This window comes from Cellulomonas sp. EB106-03-03-XG116, from assembly GCF_058792015.1.
Genome location: NZ_JBYTEP010000038.1, coordinates 1 through 23,126, shown reverse-complemented (window position 1 = coordinate 23,126; position 23,126 = coordinate 1). Strand labels below are relative to the sequence as shown.

21 protein-coding genes are annotated in these 23,126 nt (G+C 76.2%); 4 read left to right on the top strand and 17 right to left on the bottom strand.

What is annotated here, in order from left to right:
* Nucleotides 1-27: 27 nt before the first annotated feature.
* The 3 genes from pstS to AC3WUG_RS13850 all read right to left on the bottom strand — a co-directional run bounded on the left by pstS (nt 28) and on the right by AC3WUG_RS13850 (nt 3,280).
* The gene (gene pstS, locus AC3WUG_RS13860) at nt 28-1,146 is read right to left on the bottom strand and encodes a phosphate ABC transporter substrate-binding protein PstS (protein ID WP_492328206.1); all 1,119 of its coding nucleotides are present in this window, start codon (nt 1,144-1,146) and stop codon (nt 28-30) included.
* Nucleotides 1,147-1,311: 165 nt separating this feature from the next.
* The gene (locus AC3WUG_RS13855; protein ID WP_492328205.1) at nt 1,312-2,031 is read right to left on the bottom strand and encodes a response regulator; all 720 of its coding nucleotides are present in this window, start codon (nt 2,029-2,031) and stop codon (nt 1,312-1,314) included.
* A 4-nt stretch (nt 2,032-2,035) separates the two neighbouring features.
* Nucleotides 2,036-3,280, bottom strand: a complete 1,245-nt coding sequence (locus tag AC3WUG_RS13850; RefSeq protein WP_492328204.1) for a sensor histidine kinase — start codon at nt 3,278-3,280, stop codon at nt 2,036-2,038.
* 208 nt (nt 3,281-3,488) lie between these two features.
* Here AC3WUG_RS13850 and phoU point away from each other — a divergent pair, with 208 nt between their 5' ends.
* On the top strand, nt 3,489-4,151 hold the full coding sequence (phoU, locus tag AC3WUG_RS13845) for a phosphate signaling complex protein PhoU (protein ID WP_492328203.1): 663 nt from the start codon (nt 3,489-3,491) through the stop codon (nt 4,149-4,151).
* Nucleotides 4,152-4,323: 172 nt separating this feature from the next.
* Here the strand turns inward: phoU and AC3WUG_RS13840 are convergent, their stop codons facing one another.
* Entirely contained in the window at nt 4,324-5,064 is a 741-nt protein-coding gene (locus AC3WUG_RS13840; protein ID WP_492328202.1) for a phosphoglyceromutase, read from the bottom strand.
* A gap of 89 nt (nt 5,065-5,153) precedes the next feature.
* Between AC3WUG_RS13840 and AC3WUG_RS13835 the strand changes: the two genes are divergently transcribed.
* Nucleotides 5,154-5,597, top strand: coding sequence for a nitroreductase family deazaflavin-dependent oxidoreductase (locus AC3WUG_RS13835; protein WP_492328201.1), 444 nt, complete (start codon nt 5,154-5,156; stop codon nt 5,595-5,597).
* A gap of 16 nt (nt 5,598-5,613) precedes the next feature.
* Here AC3WUG_RS13835 and mshA read toward each other — a convergent pair whose 3' ends face one another.
* The 4 genes from mshA to AC3WUG_RS13815 all read right to left on the bottom strand — a co-directional run bounded on the left by mshA (nt 5,614) and on the right by AC3WUG_RS13815 (nt 10,887).
* On the bottom strand, nt 5,614-6,849 hold the full coding sequence (gene mshA / locus AC3WUG_RS13830; protein WP_492328223.1) for a D-inositol-3-phosphate glycosyltransferase: 1,236 nt from the start codon (nt 6,847-6,849) through the stop codon (nt 5,614-5,616).
* 151 nt (nt 6,850-7,000) lie between these two features.
* Nucleotides 7,001-8,437, bottom strand: coding sequence for a sugar porter family MFS transporter (locus tag AC3WUG_RS13825; protein WP_492328200.1), 1,437 nt, complete (start codon nt 8,435-8,437; stop codon nt 7,001-7,003).
* Complete coding sequence (locus AC3WUG_RS13820) at nt 8,434-9,498, bottom strand: lactonase family protein (RefSeq protein WP_492328199.1); 1,065 nt, start codon at nt 9,496-9,498, stop codon at nt 8,434-8,436. The genes AC3WUG_RS13825 and AC3WUG_RS13820 overlap by 4 nt, the downstream gene beginning before the upstream one ends.
* Before the next feature lie 75 nt (nt 9,499-9,573).
* The gene (locus AC3WUG_RS13815; protein WP_492328198.1) at nt 9,574-10,887 is read right to left on the bottom strand and encodes an ROK family protein; all 1,314 of its coding nucleotides are present in this window, start codon (nt 10,885-10,887) and stop codon (nt 9,574-9,576) included.
* A gap of 79 nt (nt 10,888-10,966) precedes the next feature.
* Here AC3WUG_RS13815 and xylA point away from each other — a divergent pair, with 79 nt between their 5' ends.
* Nucleotides 10,967-12,154, top strand: coding sequence for a xylose isomerase (gene xylA / locus AC3WUG_RS13810; protein ID WP_492328197.1), 1,188 nt, complete (start codon nt 10,967-10,969; stop codon nt 12,152-12,154).
* Nucleotides 12,155-12,273: 119 nt separating this feature from the next.
* Entirely contained in the window at nt 12,274-13,704 is a 1,431-nt protein-coding gene (xylB, locus tag AC3WUG_RS13805; protein WP_492328196.1) for a xylulokinase, read from the top strand.
* Between the two features lie 183 nt (nt 13,705-13,887).
* On the opposite strand, the gene AC3WUG_RS13800 is transcribed toward xylB, so the two are convergent.
* From AC3WUG_RS13800 to AC3WUG_RS13760, 9 genes are all read right to left on the bottom strand, one after another.
* Nucleotides 13,888-14,229, bottom strand: a complete 342-nt coding sequence (locus AC3WUG_RS13800) for a histone-like nucleoid-structuring protein Lsr2 (protein ID WP_147795459.1) — start codon at nt 14,227-14,229, stop codon at nt 13,888-13,890.
* Nucleotides 14,230-14,348: 119 nt separating this feature from the next.
* Nucleotides 14,349-14,525, bottom strand: a complete 177-nt coding sequence (locus AC3WUG_RS13795) for a hypothetical protein (protein WP_492328195.1) — start codon at nt 14,523-14,525, stop codon at nt 14,349-14,351.
* Between the two features lie 80 nt (nt 14,526-14,605).
* Nucleotides 14,606-16,144, bottom strand: a complete 1,539-nt coding sequence (gene lysS / locus AC3WUG_RS13790) for a lysine--tRNA ligase (RefSeq protein WP_492328194.1) — start codon at nt 16,142-16,144, stop codon at nt 14,606-14,608.
* Between the two features lie 69 nt (nt 16,145-16,213).
* Nucleotides 16,214-17,110 carry a carboxylating nicotinate-nucleotide diphosphorylase gene (gene nadC, locus AC3WUG_RS13785; protein ID WP_492328193.1) on the bottom strand — a complete coding sequence of 299 codons (897 nt, stop codon included), beginning with the start codon at nt 17,108-17,110 and terminating at the stop codon, nt 16,214-16,216.
* 121 nt (nt 17,111-17,231) lie between these two features.
* Nucleotides 17,232-18,932: an L-aspartate oxidase gene (locus tag AC3WUG_RS13780; RefSeq protein ID WP_492328192.1), complete on the bottom strand. Its 1,701-nt coding sequence runs from the start codon at nt 18,930-18,932 to the stop codon at nt 17,232-17,234.
* Nucleotides 18,929-19,504 carry an aspartate 1-decarboxylase gene (gene panD / locus AC3WUG_RS13775; protein ID WP_492328222.1) on the bottom strand — a complete coding sequence of 192 codons (576 nt, stop codon included), beginning with the start codon at nt 19,502-19,504 and terminating at the stop codon, nt 18,929-18,931. The genes AC3WUG_RS13780 and panD overlap by 4 nt, the downstream gene beginning before the upstream one ends.
* A gap of 2 nt (nt 19,505-19,506) precedes the next feature.
* A complete protein-coding gene (gene panC / locus AC3WUG_RS13770; RefSeq protein WP_492328191.1) occupies nt 19,507-20,397 on the bottom strand; it encodes a pantoate--beta-alanine ligase in 891 nt (296 codons plus the stop codon).
* On the bottom strand, nt 20,394-21,518 hold the full coding sequence (locus tag AC3WUG_RS13765; protein WP_492328190.1) for a Rossmann-like and DUF2520 domain-containing protein: 1,125 nt from the start codon (nt 21,516-21,518) through the stop codon (nt 20,394-20,396). The genes panC and AC3WUG_RS13765 overlap by 4 nt, the downstream gene beginning before the upstream one ends.
* On the bottom strand, nt 21,515-23,047 hold the full coding sequence (locus AC3WUG_RS13760; RefSeq protein WP_492328221.1) for a PH domain-containing protein: 1,533 nt from the start codon (nt 23,045-23,047) through the stop codon (nt 21,515-21,517). Before AC3WUG_RS13760 ends, AC3WUG_RS13765 begins: the two co-directional genes overlap by 4 nt.
* Between the last annotated feature and the right edge of the window lie 79 nt (nt 23,048-23,126).

Here is a 23,126-nt window from a genome sequence, read left to right as displayed (position 1 = left end):
ACGACGACCGCCCCTCCCCCCGGGTGATCAGGACGCCAGGGTGATCGCGTCGATCGACGCCTGGACGTCGGTGCGCAGGTCGTCCGAGATCGGCGCGGAGCCCGCGGCCGACTCGGAGGCCGCCTGACCCTCGGCGGAGGCGACGTAGGTCGCGAACGCCTTGACCAGGTCGACGTCGTCCTGCGAGTCGTAGGACTGGCAGACGACCAGGTACGAGGCGAGGATCAGCGGGTAGGCGCCGGCCTCGGTCGTGGTGCGGTCGATGTCGATCACGATGTCACCCTCCTCGCGCGAGTCGTCGCGCGGGGAGACGTCGAGGGCGGCCGCGGCGGCCTCCTCCGACGGGGCGACGAACTCGTCGCCGACCTGGATGGAGACCTTGCCGAGCGAGCCGGCCTTCGAGGCGTCCGCGTAGCCGATGGTGCCCTGGCCGCCCTGGACGGTCTGGATCAGGCCGGAGGTGCCCTGGCCGGACTCGCCGCCCTCGACCGCCCAGTCGCCGGAGGCCTCGGCCGTCCAGGCGCCGTTGCCGGCCTTCGCCAGGTAGTCCGTGAAGTTCTTCGTGGTGCCCGACTCGTCCGAGCGGTGCACGGTGGTGATCGCCAGGTCCGGCAGCGTCACGTCCGGGTTGGCCTCGGCGATGGCCGGGTCGTTCCAGTTCGTGATCGTGTTGTTGAAGATGTTCGCGATCGTCTCGGCCGAGAGGTTCAGCTCGGCGACGCCCTCGAGGTTGAAGACGACGGCGATCGGGGAGATGTAGACCGGCAGATCCACCGCGTTGGCGCCGAAGCAGCGCTCCTGCGCCTGGGCCAGCTCGTCCTCGTCGAGCGCGGAGTCGGTACCCGCGAACTTCACGGAGCCGTCGAGGAACGCGGTGCGGCCACCACCGGAGCCGACCGGGTCGTACGAGACCGTGACGTCGGGGTTCGCGTTCTGGAACCCGGCGCGCCAGGCCTCCATCGCGGACTCCTGCGACGAGGCGCCCGAGCCGGCGAGCTCACCCGAGAGGGAGCTGGTCGAGCCGGTGTCGGAACCGCCGGAGGTCTCGGCGGCGCCCGTCGGGTTGTCCGAACCACATGCCGTGAGGGAGAGGGCGACGACGCCGGCGAGGGCGAGGGCACCCGTACGACCGCGGTTGAGGTTCACAGTGTTGTCCGTCCTGTCGTGACGCGGCGCGCACCCGTCTGTGCGCGACCTGGCGCCGACGCTAGGGAGCGCAGGTGACCAGGCTCCCGTAGCCGGGTGAACGCACGGTGAACGAGCGGACAATCCTGGCGGCGACCCGCGTGGCGCGCGTCACGGCCGGCCCGGTCAGGCCGGCTCGTCGTCCAGCAGCTTGTAGCCGAGGCCGCGCACCGTGACCAGGAGCGTGGGGTTGCCCGGGTCCGGCTCGATCTTGGCCCGCACCCGCTTCACGTGCACGTCGAGGGTCTTGGTGTCGCCGACGTAGTCGGTGCCCCACACCCGGTCGATGAGCTGGCCGCGGGTGAGCACCCGGCCGGCGTTGCGCAGCAGCAGCTCGAGCAGCTCGAACTCCTTGAGCGGGAACGCCACCGGCTGGTCGTCGACCGTGACCGTGTGCCGCTCGACGTCCATCCGGACCCGGCCGGCGGCGAGCACGCCGTCGTCCTCGGGCTCGTCCTCGCCGGCCGCGCCCCCACCGGACGGCGTCTGGCGGCGGCGGAGCACCGCGCGCACCCGGGCCAGCAGCTCGCGCGAGGAGTAGGGCTTGGTCACGTAGTCGTCGGCGCCGAGCTCCAGGCCGACCACCTTGTCGATCTCGCCGTCCTTCGCGGTCAGCATGATCACCGGGACGTCGCTGCGCTGCCGGATCCGGCGGCAGACCTCGGTGCCGGACATCCCGGGGAGCATGAGGTCGAGCAGCACGAGGTCGGCGCCCTCGGACTCGAACGCCTCGACGGCCTCGGTCCCGGTGGCGGCGGTGGTGACCTGGAACCCCTCGCGGCCGAGCAGGTACGCCAGCGGGTCGCGGTAGGACTCCTCGTCCTCGACGAGCAGGATGCGGGTCACGGGGTCAGGCCTCCGGTGCGGTGTCGGGGTGGGCGGCGGCGGCGCGCGGGGCGGCCGGGCCGGGTCGGTCGGGGACGACGAGGGGCTGCGGACGGTCGTCCGCGGTCGCGGTCGGCGGCTGGCCGACGGCGACCGGGAGCCGCAGGGTGAACGTGGAGCCGCGGCCCGGCTGCGACCACACCTGCACGTCGCCGCCGTGGTCGGCCGCGACGTGCTTGACGATCGACAGGCCGAGGCCCGTGCCGCCGGTCTCGCGGCTGCGGGCCGGGTCGACGCGGTAGAACCGCTCGAACACCCGGTCCTGCTCCTCGGGCGAGATGCCGATGCCCTGGTCGACGACCGCGATCTCGACCAGGCCGTCGCGGGCGCGCACGCCGACGCCCACGGTCGTGCCGGGCGGCGAGTAGCGGACCGCGTTGTCCAGCAGGTTGCGCACCGCCTGGACCAGCATCGTCGGGTCGCCGAACACCCGGGTGCCCCGCTCCCCGCCGACCTGGAAGCCCATGTCCTTCGCGGCGGCGCCGGTGCGCGCGCGGTCGACCGACTCGGCGACCACCGCGTCGACGTCCACCACGGCGATGTCCTTCAGCGCGCCGGCCACCTGCAGCCGGGACAGCTCGAGGATCTCGTGCACCAGCTCCGAGAGCCGGTGCGCCTCCCCGACCATCCGGCCCGCGAACCGGCGCACGGCCTCGGGGTCGTCCGCGGCGTCCTGCACCGTCTCGGCCAGCAGCGACAGCGCGCCGACCGGGGTCTTCAGCTCGTGGGACACGTTGACGACGAAGTCGCGGCGGATCGCCTCGAGGCGCCGGGCCTGGGTGTTGTCCTCGGCCAGCACCAGCAGCAGCCCCGGCGCGACCTGCGCGACGCGGACCTGCAGCATGACGGTGCCCGGGCCGAGGGGCCCGCGCGGCAGCTCCAGCTCCTCGTCGCGGATCAGCCCGGTGCGGCGGACGTCGGCGATCAGCTCGCGCACGGCGGCGTGCACGACCATGCCGTCCCGGACGACGCCGAGCGCGAACGCCGGCGGGCTCGCCCGGACGACGCGGTCCTCGTCGTCGAGCACCACCGCGGCGGAGCGCAGCACCGCGAGCGTCCGGACCACGCCGTCGTCGACCTCCGGCTCCGGGCGCGGCGGCACGCTGCGCTGCGCGCGCTCGCTGAACCGGAACGCCAGCGTCGCCCCGATGCCGGTGAGCAGACCCAGCACGCCCGCGAGCAGCGCGCCGAGACCGTTGAGACCGTCCACGGCGCCAGCGTACGGTCGTCGTGGGCGTGCCACGGACCGGCACGGCCGCGCCGCGGCGGCGCCGGGCGGAGTGTTCATCTCCGTTCACCGCGCGGCGACCTGCCGTTCACCGGCGCGTTCACCGGAGCGTGCGACCGTGGGTGGCCGGGACCAGACTGGTGCACCCACGCACGCCCGCGCGCGGACCGCGCGCGAACGAGAGGAAGCCATGCGGGAGATCTTCGAGGCCGAGCTCAAGCAGCTCGGGGACGACCTGGTGGCGATGAGCCGCCGGGTCGAGCACGCGATCGGGGCCGCCGGTGAGGCGCTGCTCCGCCAGGACCTGGCCCTCGCCGAGTCGGTGATCGCGGACGACCTCGCCATCGACGCGCTGGAGCGCGACCTCGACGAGCGCTGCGTCCTGCTGCTCGCCCAGCAGCAGCCGGTCGCCACCGACCTGCGCGTCGTCGTGTCCGCGCTGCGGATGAGCGCGACGCTCGAGCGGATGGGCGACCTGGCCCGGCACGTGGCCCAGGTGGCCCGCGGCCGGTACCCCAACGCCGCGATCGACCCCGCGCTGACCGGGGTGTTCACCGAGATGAACGAGGCCGCGCGCCGCGTCGCCCAGCGCACCACCCAGGTGCTCAGCTCGCACGACCTCACCGAGGCCGAGGGCATCGAGCGCGACGACGACCTGCTCGACTCGCTGCACGAGGAGACCTTCCGCGTGCTGCTCGGGGGGTCCTGGACCGGCAGCCCGCAGCAGACGATCGACGTCACGCTGCTCGGCCGGTACTACGAGCGGTTCGGCGACCACGCGGTCTCGGTCGCGCGCCGCATCGTCTACCTGGTCACCGGCGAGTTCGCGAGCGACGCCCCCGGCACCCGCTGACGTCGCGGACGGCCGTCCGCGCACGAGGCCCGTCTCCCCCGCCGCACGGGGGGACGGGCCTCGTCGTGTCCGGGGCGCGCCGCGCGAGGACGACGGCGGCCCGGGGACGACGAAGGGGCCCGGGCCGACGTGGTGTCGGCCCGGGCCCCTCGCGCGTGCTGCGTGCTGCCGGTCAGCGGCCCTGGTTCGCGACCGCGGCGATCGCCTCGGCGGCGGCGTCGGGGTCGAGGTAGGTGCCGCCCGGATTCGTCGGCTTCAGCGTCTCGGGGTCCAGGTGGTAGACGAGCGGGATGCCGGTCGGGATGTTGATCCCGGCGATCGTCGCGTCGTCCACGTCGTCGAGGTACTTCACGATCGCGCGGATCGAGTTGCCGTGCGCGGCCACCAGGGTGGTCTTCCCGGCCTTCAGGTCGGGCACGATCTCCGCGTCCCAGTACGGCAGCGCGCGGTCGAGCACCTGCTTGAGCGCCTCGGCGCGCGGGATCGGCTCGCCGGCGTAGCGCGGGTCGCTGTCCTGCGAGAACTCCGAGCCGAGCTCGATGTCCGGCGGCGGGACGTCGTAGGAGCGGCGCCAGAGCATGAACTGCTCCTCGCCGTACTCCTGCAGGGTCTGCTTCTTGTCCTTGCCCTGCAGCGCGCCGTAGTGGCGCTCGTTCAGGCGCCACGAGCGCTTGACCGGGATCCACAGGCGGTCCGCGGCGTCGAGCGCGTAGTTCGCGGTCGTGATGGCGCGGCGCAGCAGCGACGTGTGCACCACGTCCGGCAGCACGCCGGCGTCGGTGAGCAGCGTGCCGCCGCGCTTGGCCTCCGCGACGCCCTTCTCGGAGAGCGCGACGTCGACCCAGCCGGTGAACAGGTTCTTCGCGTTCCATTCGCTCTCGCCGTGGCGGAGCAGAACGAGGGTGTAGGTCATGGGTCCCATCCTGCCGCACCCGGCGCCCGGGCGTCGGGGGACGTTCGGCCCGCGGAACACCCGGGCCCCCGCGCGGCGTTGCACCGGGCATGCCGATCACCGGGGAGTACCAGCCCAGCACCGACAAGCGCTCGCGCGACCAGGTCGAGCTCATCGAGAGCTCCGGCGGGACGGAGGGCACCACGATGCGCGGGATGCCCGTCGTCGTCGTGACCATGCTCGGGGCGAGGTCGGGGAAGGTCCGCAAGATCCCCGTGATGCGGGTGGAGCACGACGGCGCGTACGCCGTGGTCGCGTCGCTCGGCGGGGCCCCGAAGCACCCCGTCTGGTACCACAACCTGCTGGCGCACCCGCTGGTCGAGCTGCAGGACGGCCCGGCGAAGGCCGACTACACCGTGCGCGAGGTCTCCGGCGCGGAGCGCGACCTGTGGTGGGCGCGGTCCGTCGAGGCGTACCCGGACTACGCGGACTACCAGACCCGCACGTCCCGGGTGATCCCGGTCCTGGTCCTGGAGCCGGTCGCCGCGTCCTGAGCCCGGCGGGGCGCCGTCACACCGCGACGCGCGCGCGGCGCTCGGCGGCCAGGGCGTAGACCTTGAGCACCTGCTCGGCCGTCGCGTCCCAGCCGTACTGCTCGGCCACCCGCCGGGCGCCCGCCCGCCAGGTCGTGCGCGACGCCGGGTCCGCGAGCGCCGTCGCCAGCGCGTCCGCCCACACCGCCGGGTCGTGCCCGCGCACCTGCCGCCCGGACACGCCGTCCTGCACCACGGACCGCAGCCCGCCGACCGCGGACGCGACGACGGGGGTGCCCGCGGCCTGCGCCTCGACGGCCACCAGCCCGAACGACTCGCTGCGCGACGGCACGGCCACGAGGTCGGCCGCGCCGAACCAGCGGGCGAGGTCGGCGCGCGCGACCGGCGGGTGGAACCGCACGTCGTCCGCGACCCCGGAGGTCGCGGCGAGCGCCTGCAGCTCGGTGAGCGCGGTCGCCCGGCCGCTCGGCCCGCCGAGCACGACCAGCAGCGGGACCGGCCGGCCCGTCGCACGGAGCACGCCCAGCGCCCGCACGAGCACGTCCGGCGCCTTGAGCGGCTGCACCCGGCCCGCGAACACCACGACGTCCCGGTCGACCGGCAGCCCGAGGTCCCGGCGCAGGGCGGCGCGGTCGGCGCGCGGCCGGAACGTGCTGAGGTCGACGCCCGGCGCGACGACGTGCACCCGCTCGGGGTCGGCGTCGTACATGCCGACGAGGTCCTGGCCCTCCTCGGCGGTGCTCGCGACCAGCGCGTCGGCGGCGGCGACCACCTGCTCCTCGCCGATCACCCGGGTCGCCGGCTCGGGGCTGTCCCCCGGCGCGAGCGCGGCGTTCTTCACCCGGGCCATCGTGTGCATGGTGTGCACCAGCGGCACGTCCCAGCGCTCCGCCGCGAGCCAGCCGACCTGGCCGGACAGCCAGTAGTGGCTGTGCAGCACGTCGAACCAGCCGGCGGGCCGGGCGGCGCCGACCCGGAGCACGCCCGCGGTCACCGCGCAGAGCTGGCCGGGCAGGTCGTTCTTGTCCAGCCCCTCGTACGGGCCGGCGGGCACGTGGTGCACGAGCACCCGGTCGTCGTGCTCGTCGAGGTGCACGGACTCCGGCAGCGCCGACGAGGTGGCGCGGGTGAAGATCTCGACCGCGGCGCCGCGGCGGGCGAGCGCCCGGGCCAGCTCGGCGATGTAGACGTTCATCCCGCCGGCGTCGCCCGTGCCCGGCTGGTCCCGGGGCGAGGTGTGCACGGACAGCATGGCGATGCGCTGCGGCTCGTGCGGCACGACGGGGCTCCGGGAGGGGGACGGTGACGGGCGGACTCCCCCCATTGTCGGCCATCCGCGGGGGTACGCACCGCGTGACGCCGACCACCCGGGTGGGATCCGGTCGGGCGCACCGTCCCCGGCGTCAGGGGCGCGCGGCCCGGAAGTCCTCCTCCAGCTGCTCGAGCGACCGGTCCCGGGTCTCGGGGAGCACGAACCGCACGAACAGCCAGGACAGCACGTTCAGCGCCGCGAACAGCAGGAACGTCCCGTTGACCCCGATGCCGGCGACCACCGACGGGAAGAACCCGGAGATGACCGCGTTCGCCGCCCAGTTCCAGAACACGCACAGCCCGATCGCGAAGCCGCGGACCCGCAGCGGGAACAGCTCGGCCAGGATCACCCAGCAGACCAGCCCCACGGACGACTGGTTGAAGCCCACGAACAGCACCAGGAAGAACGTGACGGCCACCGACCGGCCGGTGCTCTCCGGGATCGCCGCCGAGCACAGCGCGATCAGCAGGTGCGACGCGATGATGCCGGTGAGCCCGACCAGCAGCAGCCCGCGCCGGGTGACCCGGTTGATGACCCGCAGGCCGATGAGCATGCCGAGCACCGAGAACACGCCGTTCAGCACGTTCGCCACCAGGGCGACGTCCCCGCTGAACCCGGACTGCCGGAGCAGCTGGGTGCCGTAGTACATGACGGCGTTGATGCCGCCGAGCTGGTTGACCACCGCGACGCCGACGCCGATCAGCACGAGCCGCCGCACCCACGCGAGCCGCAGCTCCCCCCAGCCGCCCTGCCCGCGCGCGGCGTCGGTGCGCTCGAGGGCGACGAGGTCGCGGACCTCGCGGAGCTCCGCGGCCGCCCGCCCCGGGTCGCGCACCTGGCGGAGCACCGCGAGCGCGTCGTCCTCCCGGCCGCGGGACAGCAGCCAGCGGGGCGACTCGGGCATCCGGAGCATCCCCGCGAACAGCGCGACCGCCGGCACGGCCTGCACCGCGAGCATGTACCGCCAGACGCCGGGGTGGTCGGACCACACGGTGCCGATGACCGCGTTGATCACGAACGCCGCGAGCTGGCCGACGACGATGGCGATCTCGTTCCGCCCCGTGATCGCGCCGCGGCGCTCCGTCGGCGCGAGCTCGGCCAGGTAGACCGGCACCGTGACGGACGCGCCGCCGACGGCGAGGCCGAGCACGAACCGGGTCGCGGCCATGACCTCGAACGACGGGGCGGCGACGCTGCCCAGCGCGCCCACGAAGAAGACCACGGCGAGCGCCACGAGCGTGCGGCGCCGGCCGACCCGGTCCGCGAGCCGGCCGCAGAGCAGCGCGCCGATCGCCGCGCCGACGAGCAGGCTGCTGGTGACCAGGCCCTCGGTCGCCGGGGTGAGCCCGAGGTCGGCGACCATCGGGTCCAGCGCGCCGTTGATGACGCCGGTGTCGTAGCCGAACAGCAGGCCGCCGAAGGTCGCGACGACCGTGATGACGTCGAGCCGCCGCAGGTGCGGCCCCGGCATCAGCGGCGGGAGGGTGCGGGGGGCGGCGCCGGGCGCGCCCGCGGGACCGGCGGTCACGCCGGCACGACGCACGCCGGGGCCGGCAGCGCGACGGTCGAGACGACGGCCCCGTCCCGGAGCACGGTGAGCGAGTCGCCGCGCTGGTCCGCCACGACGGTCCAGCCCTCGACGACCGCGAAGTGCCGCGGCCACGCGCCGGGCAGCGCGGTCTGGCCCGCGGGCGCGAGCGTGCCGTCGGGCCCGGGCGCGAAGGTCGCGAGCACGTCGGTGCCGCGGGTCGCGACCAGCACGCGGTCGCCGGCCCGGTCGATGTGCGAAGGCAGCGGGCGCCCGCCGGCGCCCGCCGGCGCGCCGTCCTCGGCGGCGGGGACGTGCTGCACCACCCGGCCGGACGCGGTCGCCGCGTCCCAGGCCAGCACGGCGACGGTGACGTCGAGCTCGCAGGCGACGTACGCGATCCGGCCGTCGGCGGAGAACACCAGGTGCCGCGGGCCGGAGCCGGGGCGCAGCGTCGCGGCGATCCCGTCCTCGGTGAGCAGGCCGGTCTCCGGGTCGCGCCGGTACCGGCGGATCTCGTCGGTGCCGAGATCGCAGACCAGCAGGTGCGCGGCGTCCGGGGTCAGCGCGGCGAAGTGGGCGTGCGACGCCTCCTGGCGCTCGGCGTCGGGGCCGGAGCCGGTGTGGGTCAGCACCTGGGCGGGGGCGTCCGCGGCGAGGCCGTCCGGGCCGAGCTCGAGGACCGCCAGCGAGCCCGAGGAGTAGTTGGCGACGTAGGCCACCCGGCCCTCCGGGTCGAGCAGCACGTGGCACGGGTCGTCGCCGCCGCTGCCGGCGGTGCCGGTCCGGGCGAGGGCGGGCCGGCCGTCCGCGCCGGTCCCGACCCGGAACGCCGACACGGTGCCGCCGGCGTGCTCGCCGACCGCGAGCAGCAGGCCGGCCTGCCGGTCCACGGCCAGGAACGAGGGCGCGTGCGTCTCGGCCACGAGCACGGGGTCCACGAGGCGCCCGGTGTCCGCGGCCAGGCCGACCCGCCAGATGCCCTCGCCGAGCCCGGCGGGGGTCCCCGCCCCGGCCGAGGGGTAGGTCCCGATCCACAGGTCGCGCAGGTGCTCCGTCACGGCGAGGACTGTAGGCGACGGCGCCCGCTCCCGCCGAGTCCGCCCGCCCGCGGCACCGGCGTCCGCGGTGCGGGGTCAGGCGGCGGGGGCGGGCAGCCAGGCGGCCGGGTCGTCGGCGACCGCGCGGAGGACGACCAGGGCGGCGCCGTCCATCGCCGCGTGCTCCCCGCCCGCGGCGACGCCGACCCGCGCGTCCGCCCAGGCCGCGGCGAGCACCCGCGTCCGCAGCTGCGCCACGACGGCGTCCGTCAGCCACGGCGCCAGCGGCGCGTAGATCCCGCCGAGCACCACCCGCTCGACGTCCACGAGGTTGACGAAGTTGGCGAGCGCGACGCCCAGCGCCTCGCCCGCGGACCGCAGCGCCCGCGCCGTGCGCTCGTCGCCGGCGCCGGCCGCCGCGAGCAGCGCGTCCACCGGCTCCTCGACGTCGCGCCCGGCCGCGCGCAGCAGCGCGTCCTTGCCCGCGTACTGCTCGAGGCAGCCGCGCGCCCCGCAGGTGCACCGCGGCCCCTGCTGGTCGACGACGGTGTGGCCCAGCTCGCCGCTCCAGCCGTGCCGCCCGGCGAACACCTCGCCGTCGAGCACGATCGCCGCGCCGATGCCGACCTCGCCCGACACGTACAGGAACGACTGCCCGGCGGCGCCGGCGCGCGCCTCGGCGCGGGCGGCCAGGTTCGCCTCGTTCGCCAGCCGGACCGCCAGGCCGTCGACCTCCGGGTGGCCGGCCAGCAGCGCCACGACGTCGACGTCCCGCCAGCCGAGGTTCGGGGCGAGCCGGAGCGGGCCGGTGCCGCGGTCCACGAGCCCGGGCAGCGCGAGGCACATGCCCGCCAGCCGGGCCCCGGCGGGCAGGGCCGCGCGGACCTCCCCCACCAGCGCCGCGAGCACGCCGAGCACCCGCGCGGGATCGCTGTGCCGGTAGTCGCCGCGGGTCTCCCGGTGCGCGACCACGTGCCCGGCGAGGTCGAGCGCGCGCACCCCCACGTAGTCGACGTTCACCTCGGCGCCCAGGCCCACGACGGTGCCGGACGCGGGGACCAGCGGGACCGCGGGGCGGCCCGCGCGGGCGGTGGCCGTGGGCGGCAGCTCGGCGACCAGGCGGGCGCCGATCAGCAGGTCGACCAGGGCGGACACCGCGCCGCGGGTCAGCCCGGTGGCGGTGGCGACGTCGGCGCGGGACGGCGGCGCGGCGGGCGCGGCGGGCGCGCCGCCGGCCGCCGCGGGGTCCGCGGCGTCCAGCACGTGCCGCAGCACGAGGGCCAGGTTGTGCTCCCGCAGCGAGCCCTGCCGGGCCGGCACCCGGCGGCGCGCGGCCGGGCCCGCGACAGCCGGGCGGGCCGCGCCGGGGTCGGCGGCGGGCGCCTCGGGCGGCGCGGCGGAGTCGGTCACGCGGTTGACCCTAGCCGGTCCCGCGTATAAGTTCACTCACAAGACAAACCCCGCAGGGTTACTCGATGAGGAGCAGACGATGGTGCGCACGCCCACCCGCGACGACAAGTTCTCCTTCGGTCTCTGGACCGTCGGCTGGAACGCCCAGGACCAGTTCGGCTCCGCGAGCCGGCCGTGGCTCGACCCGGTGGAGTCGGTGCACAAGCTCGCCGAGCTCGGCGCCGCGCACGTGACCTTCCACGACGACGACGTCGTGCCGTTCGGCTCCGACGACGCCGAGCGCGAGCGCATCCTCGGCCGGTTCAAGCAGGCGCTGGCCGACACCGGCATCACGGTCGAGATGGTCACGACCAACACCTTCAGCCACCCGATCTTCAAGGACGGCGCGTTCACGTCGAACGACCGCCGCGTGCGCCGCTACGGCCTGCGCAAGGTCATCCGGAACGTCGACCTGGCCGCCGAGCTCGGCGCCGACACGTTCGTCATGTGGGGCGGCCGCGAGGGCGCGGAGTACGACTCCGCCAAGGACCTGAACGCCGCGCACGACCGGTACGCCGAGGGCATCGACACCGTCGCCGCGTACATCAAGGAGAAGGGCTACGGCCTCCGGATCGCCATCGAGCCGAAGCCGAACGAGCCCCGCGGCGACATCCTGCTCCCGACGATCGGCCACGCCCTCGCGCTGATCGCGAAGCTCGAGCACGGCGACATCGTCGGCCTCAACCCGGAGACCGGCCACGAGCAGATGGCGGGCCTCAACTACACGCAGGGCATCGCCGAGGCGCTGTGGGCCGGCAAGCTGTTCCACATCGACCTGAACGGCCAGCGGTCCATCAAGTACGACCAGGACCTCGTGTTCGGCCACGGCGACCTGTTCTCCGCGTTCGCCACCGTCGACCTGATCGAGAACGGTTTCCCGTCCGGCGGCCCGCGCTACGACGGCCCGCGGCACTTCGACTACAAGCCGTCCCGCACCGAGGACTTCGACGGCGTGTGGGAGTCGGCCCGGGCCAACATGGCGACCTACCTGCTGCTCAAGGAGCGCGCGCAGGCGTTCCGCGCCGACCCGGAGGTCCAGGAGGCCCTCGAGGCGTCCGGCGTGCTCGAGCTGTCGCAGCCGACGATCGGCGAGGGCGAGACCCTGGCCGACCTGCTGGCCGACCGGTCCGCGTACGAGGACTTCGACGTCGAGGGCGTCGCCGCCCGCGGCTTCGGCTTCGTCCGCCTGAACCAGCTCGCGCTGGAGCACGCGCTCGGCGCCCGCTGACGCACGCACCACCGCCGAGGTCGAGGGTTTCCGGCGAGGTCGAGGGTCCCTGCCCCCGGTTTCGCGTGGAACCCTCGACCTCGGCGCTTCTCCCCTACCAGCAAGAGCGAGGAAGCAGCATGGGCCTGGTCGCCGGGGTGGACTCCTCCACCCAGTCCTGCAAGGTCGTCGTGCGCGACGCCGAGACCGGGGCGCTGGTGCGCTCCGGCCGCGCGTCGCACCCCGACGGCACCGAGATCGACCCGCGGCACTGGTGGGACGCGCTGCAGACCGCCGTGCGGGACGCCGGCGGGCTCGACGACGTCGACGCGGTCGCGGTCGGCGGGCAGCAGCACGGCATGGTCGCGCTCGACGCCGACGGCGAGGTCGTCCGCGACGCGCTGCTGTGGAACGACACCCGGTCCGCGCCGTCCGCGCTCGCGCTGATCGACGAGCTCGGCGGCCCGCAGGCCTGGGCCGACGCGATCGGCTCGGTGCCCGTCGCGTCGCTGACGGTCACCAAGCTGCGCTGGCTGCGGGACCACGAGCCCGACGCCGCCGCGCGGGTCGCCGCCGTGGCGCTCCCCCACGACTGGCTGACCTGGCGGCTCGCCGGGTACGGCCCGGGCAACGCCGACCTCACGGCGCTCACGACCGACAGGTCCGACGTGTCGGGCACCGGCTACTGGTCGCCGTTCACCGAGGACTACCGCCGCGACCTGCTGGAGCTGGCGCTCGGCCACGACGTCGTGCTGCCGCGGGTCGTCGGAGCGGGCGAGGCGGCGGGGGTCGCCGGGGACACCGCGCTCGCGCGGGCGGGCGCCGCGCTGGGCGCCGGGGCGGGCGACAACGCCGCCGCCGCGCTCGGGCTCGGCATGGTCGCCGGCGACGTCGCGATCTCCATCGGCACCTCGGGCGTCGTGTCCGCGGTGTCCGCCACGCCGACCGCCGACGGCTCCGGCCTGGTCACCGGGTTCGCCGACGCGACCGGCGCCTACCTGCCGCTCGCCTGCACGCTCAACGCCTCCCGGGTGCTGGACGCCGCGGCGCGGATGCTCGGCGTCGACCACGCGGGCCTGTCCGCGCTCGCGCTGTCCGCGCCCGCCGGCGCCGACGGCCTGGTGCTCGTCCCCTACCTGGAGGGCGAGCGCACCCCGAACAAGCCGGACGCCACCGGCGCGCTGCACGGGATGCGGCTGGCGAACACGACGCCCGCGCACCTGGCGCGGGCCGCGGTCGAGGGCATGCTCTGCGCGCTCGCCGACGGCCTGGACGCGCTGCGCGCGCAGGGCGTGCCGGTCGAGCGGGTGTCCCTCATCGGCGGCGGCGCGCAGTCCGAGGCCGTCCGGCGGATCGCGCCGGCCGTGCTCGGGACCGACGTGGCCGTGCCGACGCCGGGCGAGTACGTGGCCGACGGCGCCGCGCGCCAGGCGGCGTGGGTGCTGAGCGGGTCGGAGCAGCCGCCGGCGTGGACCGCGGCGGGCGAGGCGGAGGTCTACGAGGCCGATGCCGCGCCGCGCGTGCGCGAGCAGTACGCCGCGGTGCGCGACCTGACGGCGACGCGCGGCTGAGCCCGGCGCGCGGCCCGGCCGCCTGGCGGCGGGCGGGTCAGCAGGCGGGCGGTGAGGTCGGCACTTCGCGACGAGGTCGGCACTCGCTTGTGCCGACCTCACCCGCGCGGCGCATTCGCCGGACGCAGGACGGCCCGGCACCCCTCGCGGGGTGCCGGGCCGTTCGCGTGCGCGCTGCGGGCGTCAGCCCTGGGCGGCCTCGTAGGCGTCGCGGATCTCCGCGGAGATGCGGCCGCGCTCGGAGACCTCGTAGCCGTTCTCCTTGGCCCAGGCGCGCACGGCGCCGGCGTCGGAGGACCGGCGCGGGCGGCTGGCGCCGCCACCGCTGCTGCGGCCGGCGGAGGAGCGGCCGCCGACCTTGCGGGCGTGGCCGACCCAGGTGCCGAGCGCGTCGCGCAGCTCGGCCGCGTGGGCGCTCGTGAGGTCGATCTCGTAGGACACGCCGTCGAGCGCGAACGTCACCGTCTCGTCCGCCGTGCCGCCGTCAATGTCGTCGACCAGCAGGACCTGAACCTTCTGTGCCATTTCGCCCTCCCGAGCATCGGCCGCCGTCGCAGGCCCCCGATCGGCGAGCGGCGAATATGTGCGTACGGGAAAAGCATGGCAGCCGAATGGCGTCGCGTCAAAGGACGCGTGTCAATGGTTCAGATTTCGGGCGAAGTGCGCGTCTCATTCGCGCGCGCCGCGTCCTCGCGATCCATGCGCGCCAAAGCGGCGCGTTCCGTGCGATCGGCGTTGATGAGCGCGCGGATGGCGATCCAGAAGATCACCCCGACGCCGACGGACGGGATGAGCGCGGCGAGCGCAGGACCGAGGTTCATGCGGACCAGGGTACGCCCGGGGACGGCACCGCCCGGCGGCCCGCGGCGGGCCGCCGGGCGGGTGCGCGGCGGGGGGGTGATCAGGCCTGGGGCTTCACCAGCGGGAACAGGATCGTCTCCCGGATGCCGAGGCCGGTCAGCGCCATGAGCAGGCGATCGACGCCCATCCCCATGCCGCCGGTCGGCGGCAGCGCGTACTCGACCGCGGCGAGGAAGTCCTCGTCCAGCTGCATCGCCTCGTCGTCGCCGGCGGCCGCGAGGATCGCCTGCGCCTCGAACCGCTGGCGCTGGACCACCGGGTCGACCAGCTCGGAGTAGGCGGTCGCGAGCTCGAACCCGCGGACGTACAGGTCCCACTTCTCGACCTGGCCCTTGATGCTGCGGTGGTCGCGGGTCAGCGGGCTGGTCTCGACCGGGAAGTCGCGCACGAACGTCGGCGCGTGCAGGTGGTCGCCGACCTGGTGCTCCCAGATCACCTCGACCAGCTTGCCGTGGCTGACCCGCTTCGGGTCGAGCTGCACGTCGAGCCGGTTCGCGATCGCCTGCAGGTGCGCGACCGACGTCTCCGGCGTGATCTCCTCGCCGAGCGACTCGGACAGCGAGCCGTACATGGTGAGCTGCGCCCAGTCGCCGCCGACCTCGTACTCCTCGCCGTCCGGCAGCGTGATCGTCGTCGTCCCGAGCACGTCCTGCGCGGCGGTCTGCACCAGGTCCTGGGTCAGCGCGGCCATCGTGTCGTAGTCGCCGTAGGCCTCGTACGCCTCCAGCATCGCGAACTCGGGCGAGTGCGTGGAGTCCGCGCCCTCGTTCCGGAAGTTCCGGTTGATCTCGAACACGCGCTCCAGGCCGCCGACCGCGGCGCGCTTGAGGAACAGCTCCGGCGCGATCCGCAGGTACAGGTCGATGTCGAACGCGTTCATGTGCGTCACGAACGGGCGCGCCGCGGCGCCGCCGGGCTGCGTCTGCAGCATCGGGGTCTCGACCTCGAGGTAGCCGCGGCGGTGGAAGTTCTCCCGCAGCGAGCGCACGACCCCGGCGCGCAGCCGGACGGTGTCGCGGGCGGCCGGGCGGACGATGAGGTCGACGTACCGCTGGCGGACGCGCACCTCCTCGGACAGCTCCGGGGCCTCCTCGTCGCCCTTCGCGTACAGGTTGGGCAGCGGGCGCAGCGACTTCGCCGCGAGGGTCCAGGCGTCGGCCATCACGGACAGCTCGCCGCGGCGGGACGCCACGACCGTGCCGTGCACGAACAGGTGGTCGCCCAGGTCGACGTCGGCCTTGAACGCGGCCAGCCGGTCCTCGCCGACGTTCGCCAGGCTCAGCATCGCCTGCAGCCGGTTGCCCTCGCCGTCCTGCAGCGTGGCGAAGCACAGCTTGCCGGTGTTGCGCAGGAACACGACGCGGCCGGCGACGCCGACGACGTCCTCGGTCTCCTGGCCGGGCTCCAGGTCGGGGTGCGCGGCGCGGACCTCGGCGATGGTGTGCGTGCGCGGGACGCCGACCGGGTACGGCTCGACGCCCTCCGCCAGCATCCGGTCCCGCTTCTCGCGCCGGACCCGGAGCTGCTCGGGGAGGTCGTCGGCGGCGGGGACGGCGGGCGTCTGCTGGGGCTCGGTCACGCCCGGAATCCTACCGAGCGGGCGGGGCCCCGTCCGTCACGGGCGCGGGAGCCGGCCCCGGCGCGCGGGTCAGACCCCCTCGACCAGGTCGAGCGCGAGGTCGAGGATCGGCGAGGAGTGCGTGAGCGCGCCGACGGACAGGTAGTCGACGCCGGTCGCGGCCACCTCGGCGGCCCGGTCGAGCGTGAGGTTGCCGGTCGCCTCGAGCTCGACGCGCCCCGTGGCCGCCTCCCCCGCGCGGACCGCCTCGACGGTGGCGGCGAGCACCGGCGTCGGCATGTTGTCGAGCAGCAGGAACCGCGCGCCGACGCCGACGGCCTCCAGCGCCTGCTCGGTGGTGTCCGCCTCGACCTGGATCGTCACGTCGGGGAACCGCGCGCGCACCGCCTCGACCGCCGCGGCGACCCCGCCGGCCGCGACCACGTGGTTGTCCTTCACCATCGCCACGTCGTGCAGGCCCATGCGCTTGTTCGTGCCGCCGCCGCGCCGCACCGCGTACTTCTCGAGCTCCCGGAGGCCGGGGGTGGTCTTCCGGGTGTCGAGCACCTGCGCGCCGGTGCCGGCCAGGGCGTCCGCCCAGCGGCGGGTGTGCGTGGCGACGCCGGAGGCGCGGGACGCGAGGTTCAGCGCGGTGCGCTCCGCGACCAGCAGCGCCTGGACCGGGCCGGTCAGCACGGCCAGCACGTCGCCCGGCGCGACGGCGGTGCCGTCCGGGACCCGCTGGTCGACCGTCGCCGGGGCGAGGCCGAGGCGGTCGGTGACCTGGCGCAGCACCTCGGCGACGACCGGCAGGCCGGCGACGACCCCGGCCTCCCGGGCCACCAGGCGGGCGACGCCCGGGACGTCCGGGGCGACCGTGGCCTGGGTCGTGACGTCGCGGCCCGGGGCGGGGCCGAGGTCCTCGTCGAGGGCGACCGCGACGGTGCGGGCGAGCCAGGCGGGGTCGAGGGAGTCGGGCGTGGTCACCCCGGAAGCCTAGGGCCGCCCGAGAGGTGCTCGTCGTGAGCCGGGCCGGCGTCCAGTGGAACGTCCTGACCGACACGCCCAGCGCGTGTCGGTCAGGACGTTCCACTCGAGCCCCGAGCCGTCAGTCCTGGGGGGTCAGGCGCTGGGTCAGCTCGCCGTCCGGGGCCAGGGTCGCCTCCACGCGGACCAGCCACCGCGCGTCGTCGCGGTCCGGGTGGTCGCTGCGCAGGTGGCCGCCCCGCGTCTCCCGCCGGGTCGCCGCCGCCGCGGTCAGCACCGTGGCGACCTGGTGCACGTTCGTGGTCTCCCACTCCGCGACCTGGGGGTCCGCCACCGGCCGCTCGCCGCCCTCGACGGCGCGGTGCGCGTCCGTCCGCACGGCCGCGAGCGCCTGCGCGGCCGCCGCCAGGCCCGCCGCGGACCGCAGCACGCCGGGCCCGTCGGTGGCGATCCGCTGCACCCGGGACCGGGCGGCGCCGGCGACCAGCGCCTCGGGGCCGGGACGCTCGACGGGCTCCGCGGGGCGCAGGGCGCCGGTCTCGACCCGGTGCGCGATGTCGTGCGCGGCGCGGTGCGCGAACACCAGGCCCTCGAGCAGCGAGTTCGACGCCAGCCGGTTCGCGCCGTGCACGCCGGTGCACGCCACCTCGCCGACCGCGTACAGCCCGGGCAGGGTCGACCGGCCGACCAGGTCGGTGACGACGCCGCCCGAGTGGTAGTGCTGCGCGGGGGCGACCGGGACCAGGTCGGTCGCGAGGTCGAGGCCGTGCTCGGCCAGCCGGGCGCCGATGGTCGGGAACCGCCGGCGGATCCGCTCGGCGCCGAGGTGCCGGGCGTCCAGCAGCACGTGGTCGGCGCCGGTGCGGGCCAGCTGCCGGACGATCGCCTTCGCGACGACGTCCCGCGGCGCGAGCTCGGCCAGCGGGTGCACGCCGACCATGAACCGGCGGCCCTCGACGTCGACGAGGTGCGCGCCCTCGCCCCGGACCGCCTCCGAGATGAGCGCGAGCTGCCCCTTCACGCCGGCGCCGAGCCACAGCACGGTCGGGTGGAACTGCACGAACTCCAGGTCGCCGACCGCCGCGCCCGCGCGCAGCGCCGCGGCCAGGCCGTCGCCGGTCGCCTGCACGGGGTTGGTCGAGGACCGGAACACCTGGCCGATGCCGCCGGTCGCCAGCACCACGGCCGGCGCGAGCACGGCGCCGACGCCGTCCCGGCTGCCCTCGCCGATCACGTGCAGCGTCACGCCGCACACCGGGCCGGGCCGGCCGGCGCGCCCGGGGGCGCCGGTGAGCACGTCGAGCACGAGGGCGTGCTCGATGACCTCGATGCCCGGGTCCGCCTGCACGGCCGCGAGCTGCGCGACCAGCGCCCGGGAGATCTCGGCCCCGGTGGCGTCGCCACCCGCGTGCGCGACCCGGTCGGCGTGGTGGCCGCCCTCCCGGGTCAGGCTGAGGGTGCCGTCGGGCTCGGTGTCGAACACCGCGCCGCGCGCGACCAGCTCGCGCACCCGCGCGGGGCCCTCGGTCACGAGCACCTCGACGGCCCGCGGGTCGCACAGGCCGACGCCCGCGACGAGCGTGTCCCGCAGGTGCGCCTCCGGGGAGTCGGCCGGGTCGAGCGCCGCGGCGATGCCGCCCTGCGCCCACACCGTCGACCCCGAGACGAGCCGGTCCTTGGTCACGAGCAGCACCCGCGGCACCCGCGTCCGGAGCTCGAGCGCCGCGGTCAGGCCGGCGATGCCGGAGCCGACGACCACGGCGTCCGCCCGGGCGGTCCAGCCCGGGGCGGGTGCGGCGAGCCGGCGGGCCAGCCGGGTCACCGTCCGGCGCCCGCGTCCCGCCCGGCGTCGTTCGCCCCCGCCCCCAGGTCGTCGCGCACCGGGTGGTCCTGCCCGTCCCGCACCGCGTCGGCGCCGGACCCGGCGGCCCCGTCCCGCTCCACCAGCGTCCGCCCCTGGTCGAACGGCACGCCGCTCGGGTGCAGCCCGGACGCCGCGGTCCAGGACTCCGGCACGGTGCCCGGGTCGTGGCCGGTGTCCATGATCCGGTTCTCGGCGTCGACCAGGACGACGTGCGGCTCGTAGGTCCGGGCCTCGGCGTCCGAGAGCATCCCGTAGGCGATGAGGATGACGACGTCGCCCGGGTGCACCAGGTGCGCGGCGGCGCCGTTGATGCAGATCTGCCCCGAGCCCGCCTCGCCGGCGATCACGTAGGTGGTGAGCCGGGCGCCGTTGGTCACGTCGACGACGTCGACCTGCTGGCCGGGCAGCAGGTCGGCCGCCGCCAGCAGGTGCGCGTCGACCGTGATCGAGCCGACGTAGTGCAGGTCCGCCTGGGTCACGGTCGCGCGGTGGATCTTGCCGATCATCATCGGCCGCTGCAGCGAGGTCATGGTCACGCCCACCCCACGTCGGAGTTGTCGATCAGCCGGGTCGCCCCGACGGTGGCCGCGAGCGCCAGGACGGCCGTCCGCCCGGCGAGGTCTGCCGCCGTGCCCGTCACGTCCTCGAAGGTCAGCGGGTCCACCACCGCCACGTAGTCCGTGCCGACGGCGGCGCCGTCCAGCACCGCCCGCGCCGCCGCGCGCACCGCGTCCGGGTCGCCGCCCGCGTCCGCCGCCGCGCGGCCCGCGGCGAGGGCGCGGCTCAGCGCCAGCGCCTGCTCCCGCTCGGCCGTCGACAGGTAGGCGTTCCGCGACGACAGCGCGAGGCCGTCGGCGTCCCGCACCGTGGGCACGCCCACGACCTCCACGGGCACGTCCAGGTCCCGCACCATGCGGCGCACCGCGGCGAGCTGCTGCACGTCCTTGCGGCCGAACAGCGCGACGTCCGGGCCGACCAGGTGCAGCAGCTTGAGCACCACGGTCAGCACGCCGTCCAGGTGGCCGGGGCGGGTCGCGCCCTCGTAGACCGTGCCGACCGCGCCGGCGGACACCCGCACGGCCGGGTCGCCGTCGGGGTAGACCACCTCGGGGGCCGGGGCGAACACGACGTCGCCCTCCCCCAGCAGGTCGGGCCCGGTGAGCGACGCGAGGTCGCCCTCGAGGTCGCGGGGGTAGCGGTCCAGGTCCTCTGACGGGGCGAACTGCAGCGGGTTGACGAAGATCGTCACCACCACCTGCTCGCCGCGGGCGCGCGCCTCGCGCACCAGCGACAGGTGCCCGGCGTGCAGCGCGCCCATCGTCATCACGACGGCGCGGCCGCCGGCCGGGCGGTCCGCCAGCGCCGCCGCCAGCTCGGGGCGCGTGCGCGCCAGCGTGGGGGCACCCGTGCGTGCCTCGGTCATGCCTGGTCCTCCTGGTCGGCGCCGGGCGCGGGGTCGCCGCCGCCCGCGCCCTCGTCGTCGTGCGCGCCGTGCACCGTACTCCCGTCCGGCCCCCCGGCGTGAGCCGGGCCCGCACCACCCGGGGGTCCGGCCGGCGCGGGCGGGGTGCCGGCGCCCGCCGGCGCTGACCCGGGCGCGGCCTCCGCCGCCGGGTCCCCCGTGGCCAGCACGTCCAGCAGCGCCCGGCCCTGCTCGGCGCGCAGCAGCCCGGCCGCCAGCGCCCGCCCGGTCGCCGCGCGGGACAGCGCCCGGTAGGACGCCGCCACGTCCGTCGCCCCGGTGCGGACGCCGAGGTCGGTCAGCTCGTCGAGGTGGTCGCGGACGGTGCCGGCGTCGCCGCGCCGCACCGGGCCGGTCAGCGTCGTGACGGCGCCGTTGGTGACGTCGCCGTCGGCGTCCCGCCCGCCGCCGGCCGACTCGGCCCGCAGCGCCCCGTCCAGCGCGGCGGTGAGCAGCGGGCGCAGCACCGCGCCGGGGTCGGCGACGCCCGCCGCGGCGAGCGCCTGCCCCGCCTGCGCGACCAGCACGACCAGGTGGTTCGCGCCGTGCGCCAGGGCCGCGTGGTAGAGCGGGCGCGCGGCCTCGTCGAGCACGACCGGCTCGCCGCCCATCTCCACCACCAGCGCCTGCCCGATCGGCAGCACCGGCGTCGGCGCGGTGACCGCGAACGTGCAGCCGACCAGCCGGGACAGGTCGAGCGACGTGCCGGTGAAGGTCATCGCCGGGTGCAGCGCGATCGGGATGACCCCCTGCGCGCGCGCCGGGTCGAGCACCGCGGCCCCGTAGCGGCCGGCGGTGTGCACCACGATCTGCCCGGGCTGCCAGGCGCCGGTCGCCGCGAGGCCCGCCACGAGCTCCGCGAGCGCGTCGTCCGGCACGGCGAGCAGCACCAGCTCGGCGCGGCGCACCACCTCGGGCACGTCCAGCACCGGGACGCCCGGCAGCAGCGCGTCGGCCCGCTCCCGGGACGCCTCCGACACCGCGCTGACGCCGACCACCGGGTGCCCGGCCGCGCCCAGGGCGCTGCCCAGCACCGCGCCGACCCGGCCCGCGCCGACGACGCCGATCCCCAGCCGCGTCATGCCCGGCGCATCCACTGCTCCGGCCCCGCCCCGGCGCGCGCGGTCCGGGCCCGCGTCGCCTGCTCGTCGAGGAGGCCCGCGGCGACCCGCCGGTCGAGGTGGTCGACCCGCGGCGACACCGGACCGGGCGTGGAGTGCAGCTGGAACGACGCCAGCCCCAGCCGGCGCTGCAGCGGCCCCTGCTCCAGCCCGAGCGACTGGGTCCGCTCGTGCGGCACGACGACGAGCTGGCGGACCAGCACCCCGGAGCGCAGCACCAGCGCGCGGTCGGTCACGGTCACGCCGTGCCGCCGCCAGCCGATCGGGTCGAGCCACCGCGACCGGCGCGGGGCCACGGCCCAGCCGCCGTCGGCCGTCCGGCCGGTCAGCCCCGCCTCGACGAGGGCGCGCGGGTCCGCGGTGCCCAGGTCGGGCAGCACCAGCCACAGCGCCAGCATCGCCTCGTCCCGGGTGCCGACGGGCAGCAGCACGTTCTCCGTCTGGGTCTGGTCGCCGCTGCTGCCGTAGCCCGCGACGTTCACCTCGACCCGCCACCAGTCCGGCTTCCGCCACAGCAGCCCCTGGGTGACCCGCACGGCCTGCACCCGGCCCGGCGGGACGGTCTGCGCCCGCGACTCGGTCAGGCCGTGCCGCAGCCGGATCCCGTCCGGCGAGATCGCCGCGCGGAAGTTCGCCCCGCGGTTGAACCGGGTCCAGGTGTACGACACGACGCCGAGGAGGGCGGGCAGCAGCGCGAACGCCGAGCCGACCTGGCCGGTGCCGGCGATCAGCGCGCCGACGGCGCCGAGCATCACGACGAGCCAGATCGTCGCCGAGGACAGCAGCGTGGACGCCAGCAGCCGGCCGACCGGGACCTCGTAGACCGGGTGCTCGGGCGCGACGGGCGCGGGGCCCTCCCAGCCGCCGTCGGCGTCCGGCTCGACCGGGAGGGTCAGCGCGGCGTCCGGGTCGGCGGTCGCGGGGTGGCCGGTGGCCGGGACCGCGCCGGGGGTCGTGGTGGCGAGCGGCGGGCCGCCGGGCGCCGCCGGGGCTCCCGGGGCGGCGGTCGGCGCACCCGCGGGCCGCGGCCGGCGCCCGGGGTGCAGGCCCGCCGCGCGCGCCAGGAGCTCGGCGCGCAGCTGCTCGGCCTCCGCCTCCCGCAGGAACGCGAGGGACACCGCGGACCCGGCGCCGCCGGCGACCTCGAGGCGCAGCTCGGACAGGCCGATGATCCGGGCGAGCAGCGGCTGCACGACGTCGACGGCCTGCAGCCGGTCGAGCCGGGCCTGGCGCTGCTGGCGGAACACCACGCCGGAGCGCAGGTGCACGGCCTCGTCGGTGACGGCGAACCGGGTCATGCGCCAGGCGATCGCCGAGTAGCCGAAGCCGACCAGCGCGACCAGCACGACGACGCCCGCGATGACGAGCCAGGCGCGGCCGCCCAGCCACTCGGCGAGCTGGCGCACGTCGTCGGCGGCGTTCCACGCGATGATCGCGAGCACGGCGGCGAGCACCTTCCACCCCTTCACCGCGGGGGTGACGGGGTGCATCCGGCGCCAGGCGAGGTCGTCGGCGGGCGGCTCGGGCTCGGGGGCGGCGGCCGGGGTGGCCGCGGCGGCACCCGCGGGC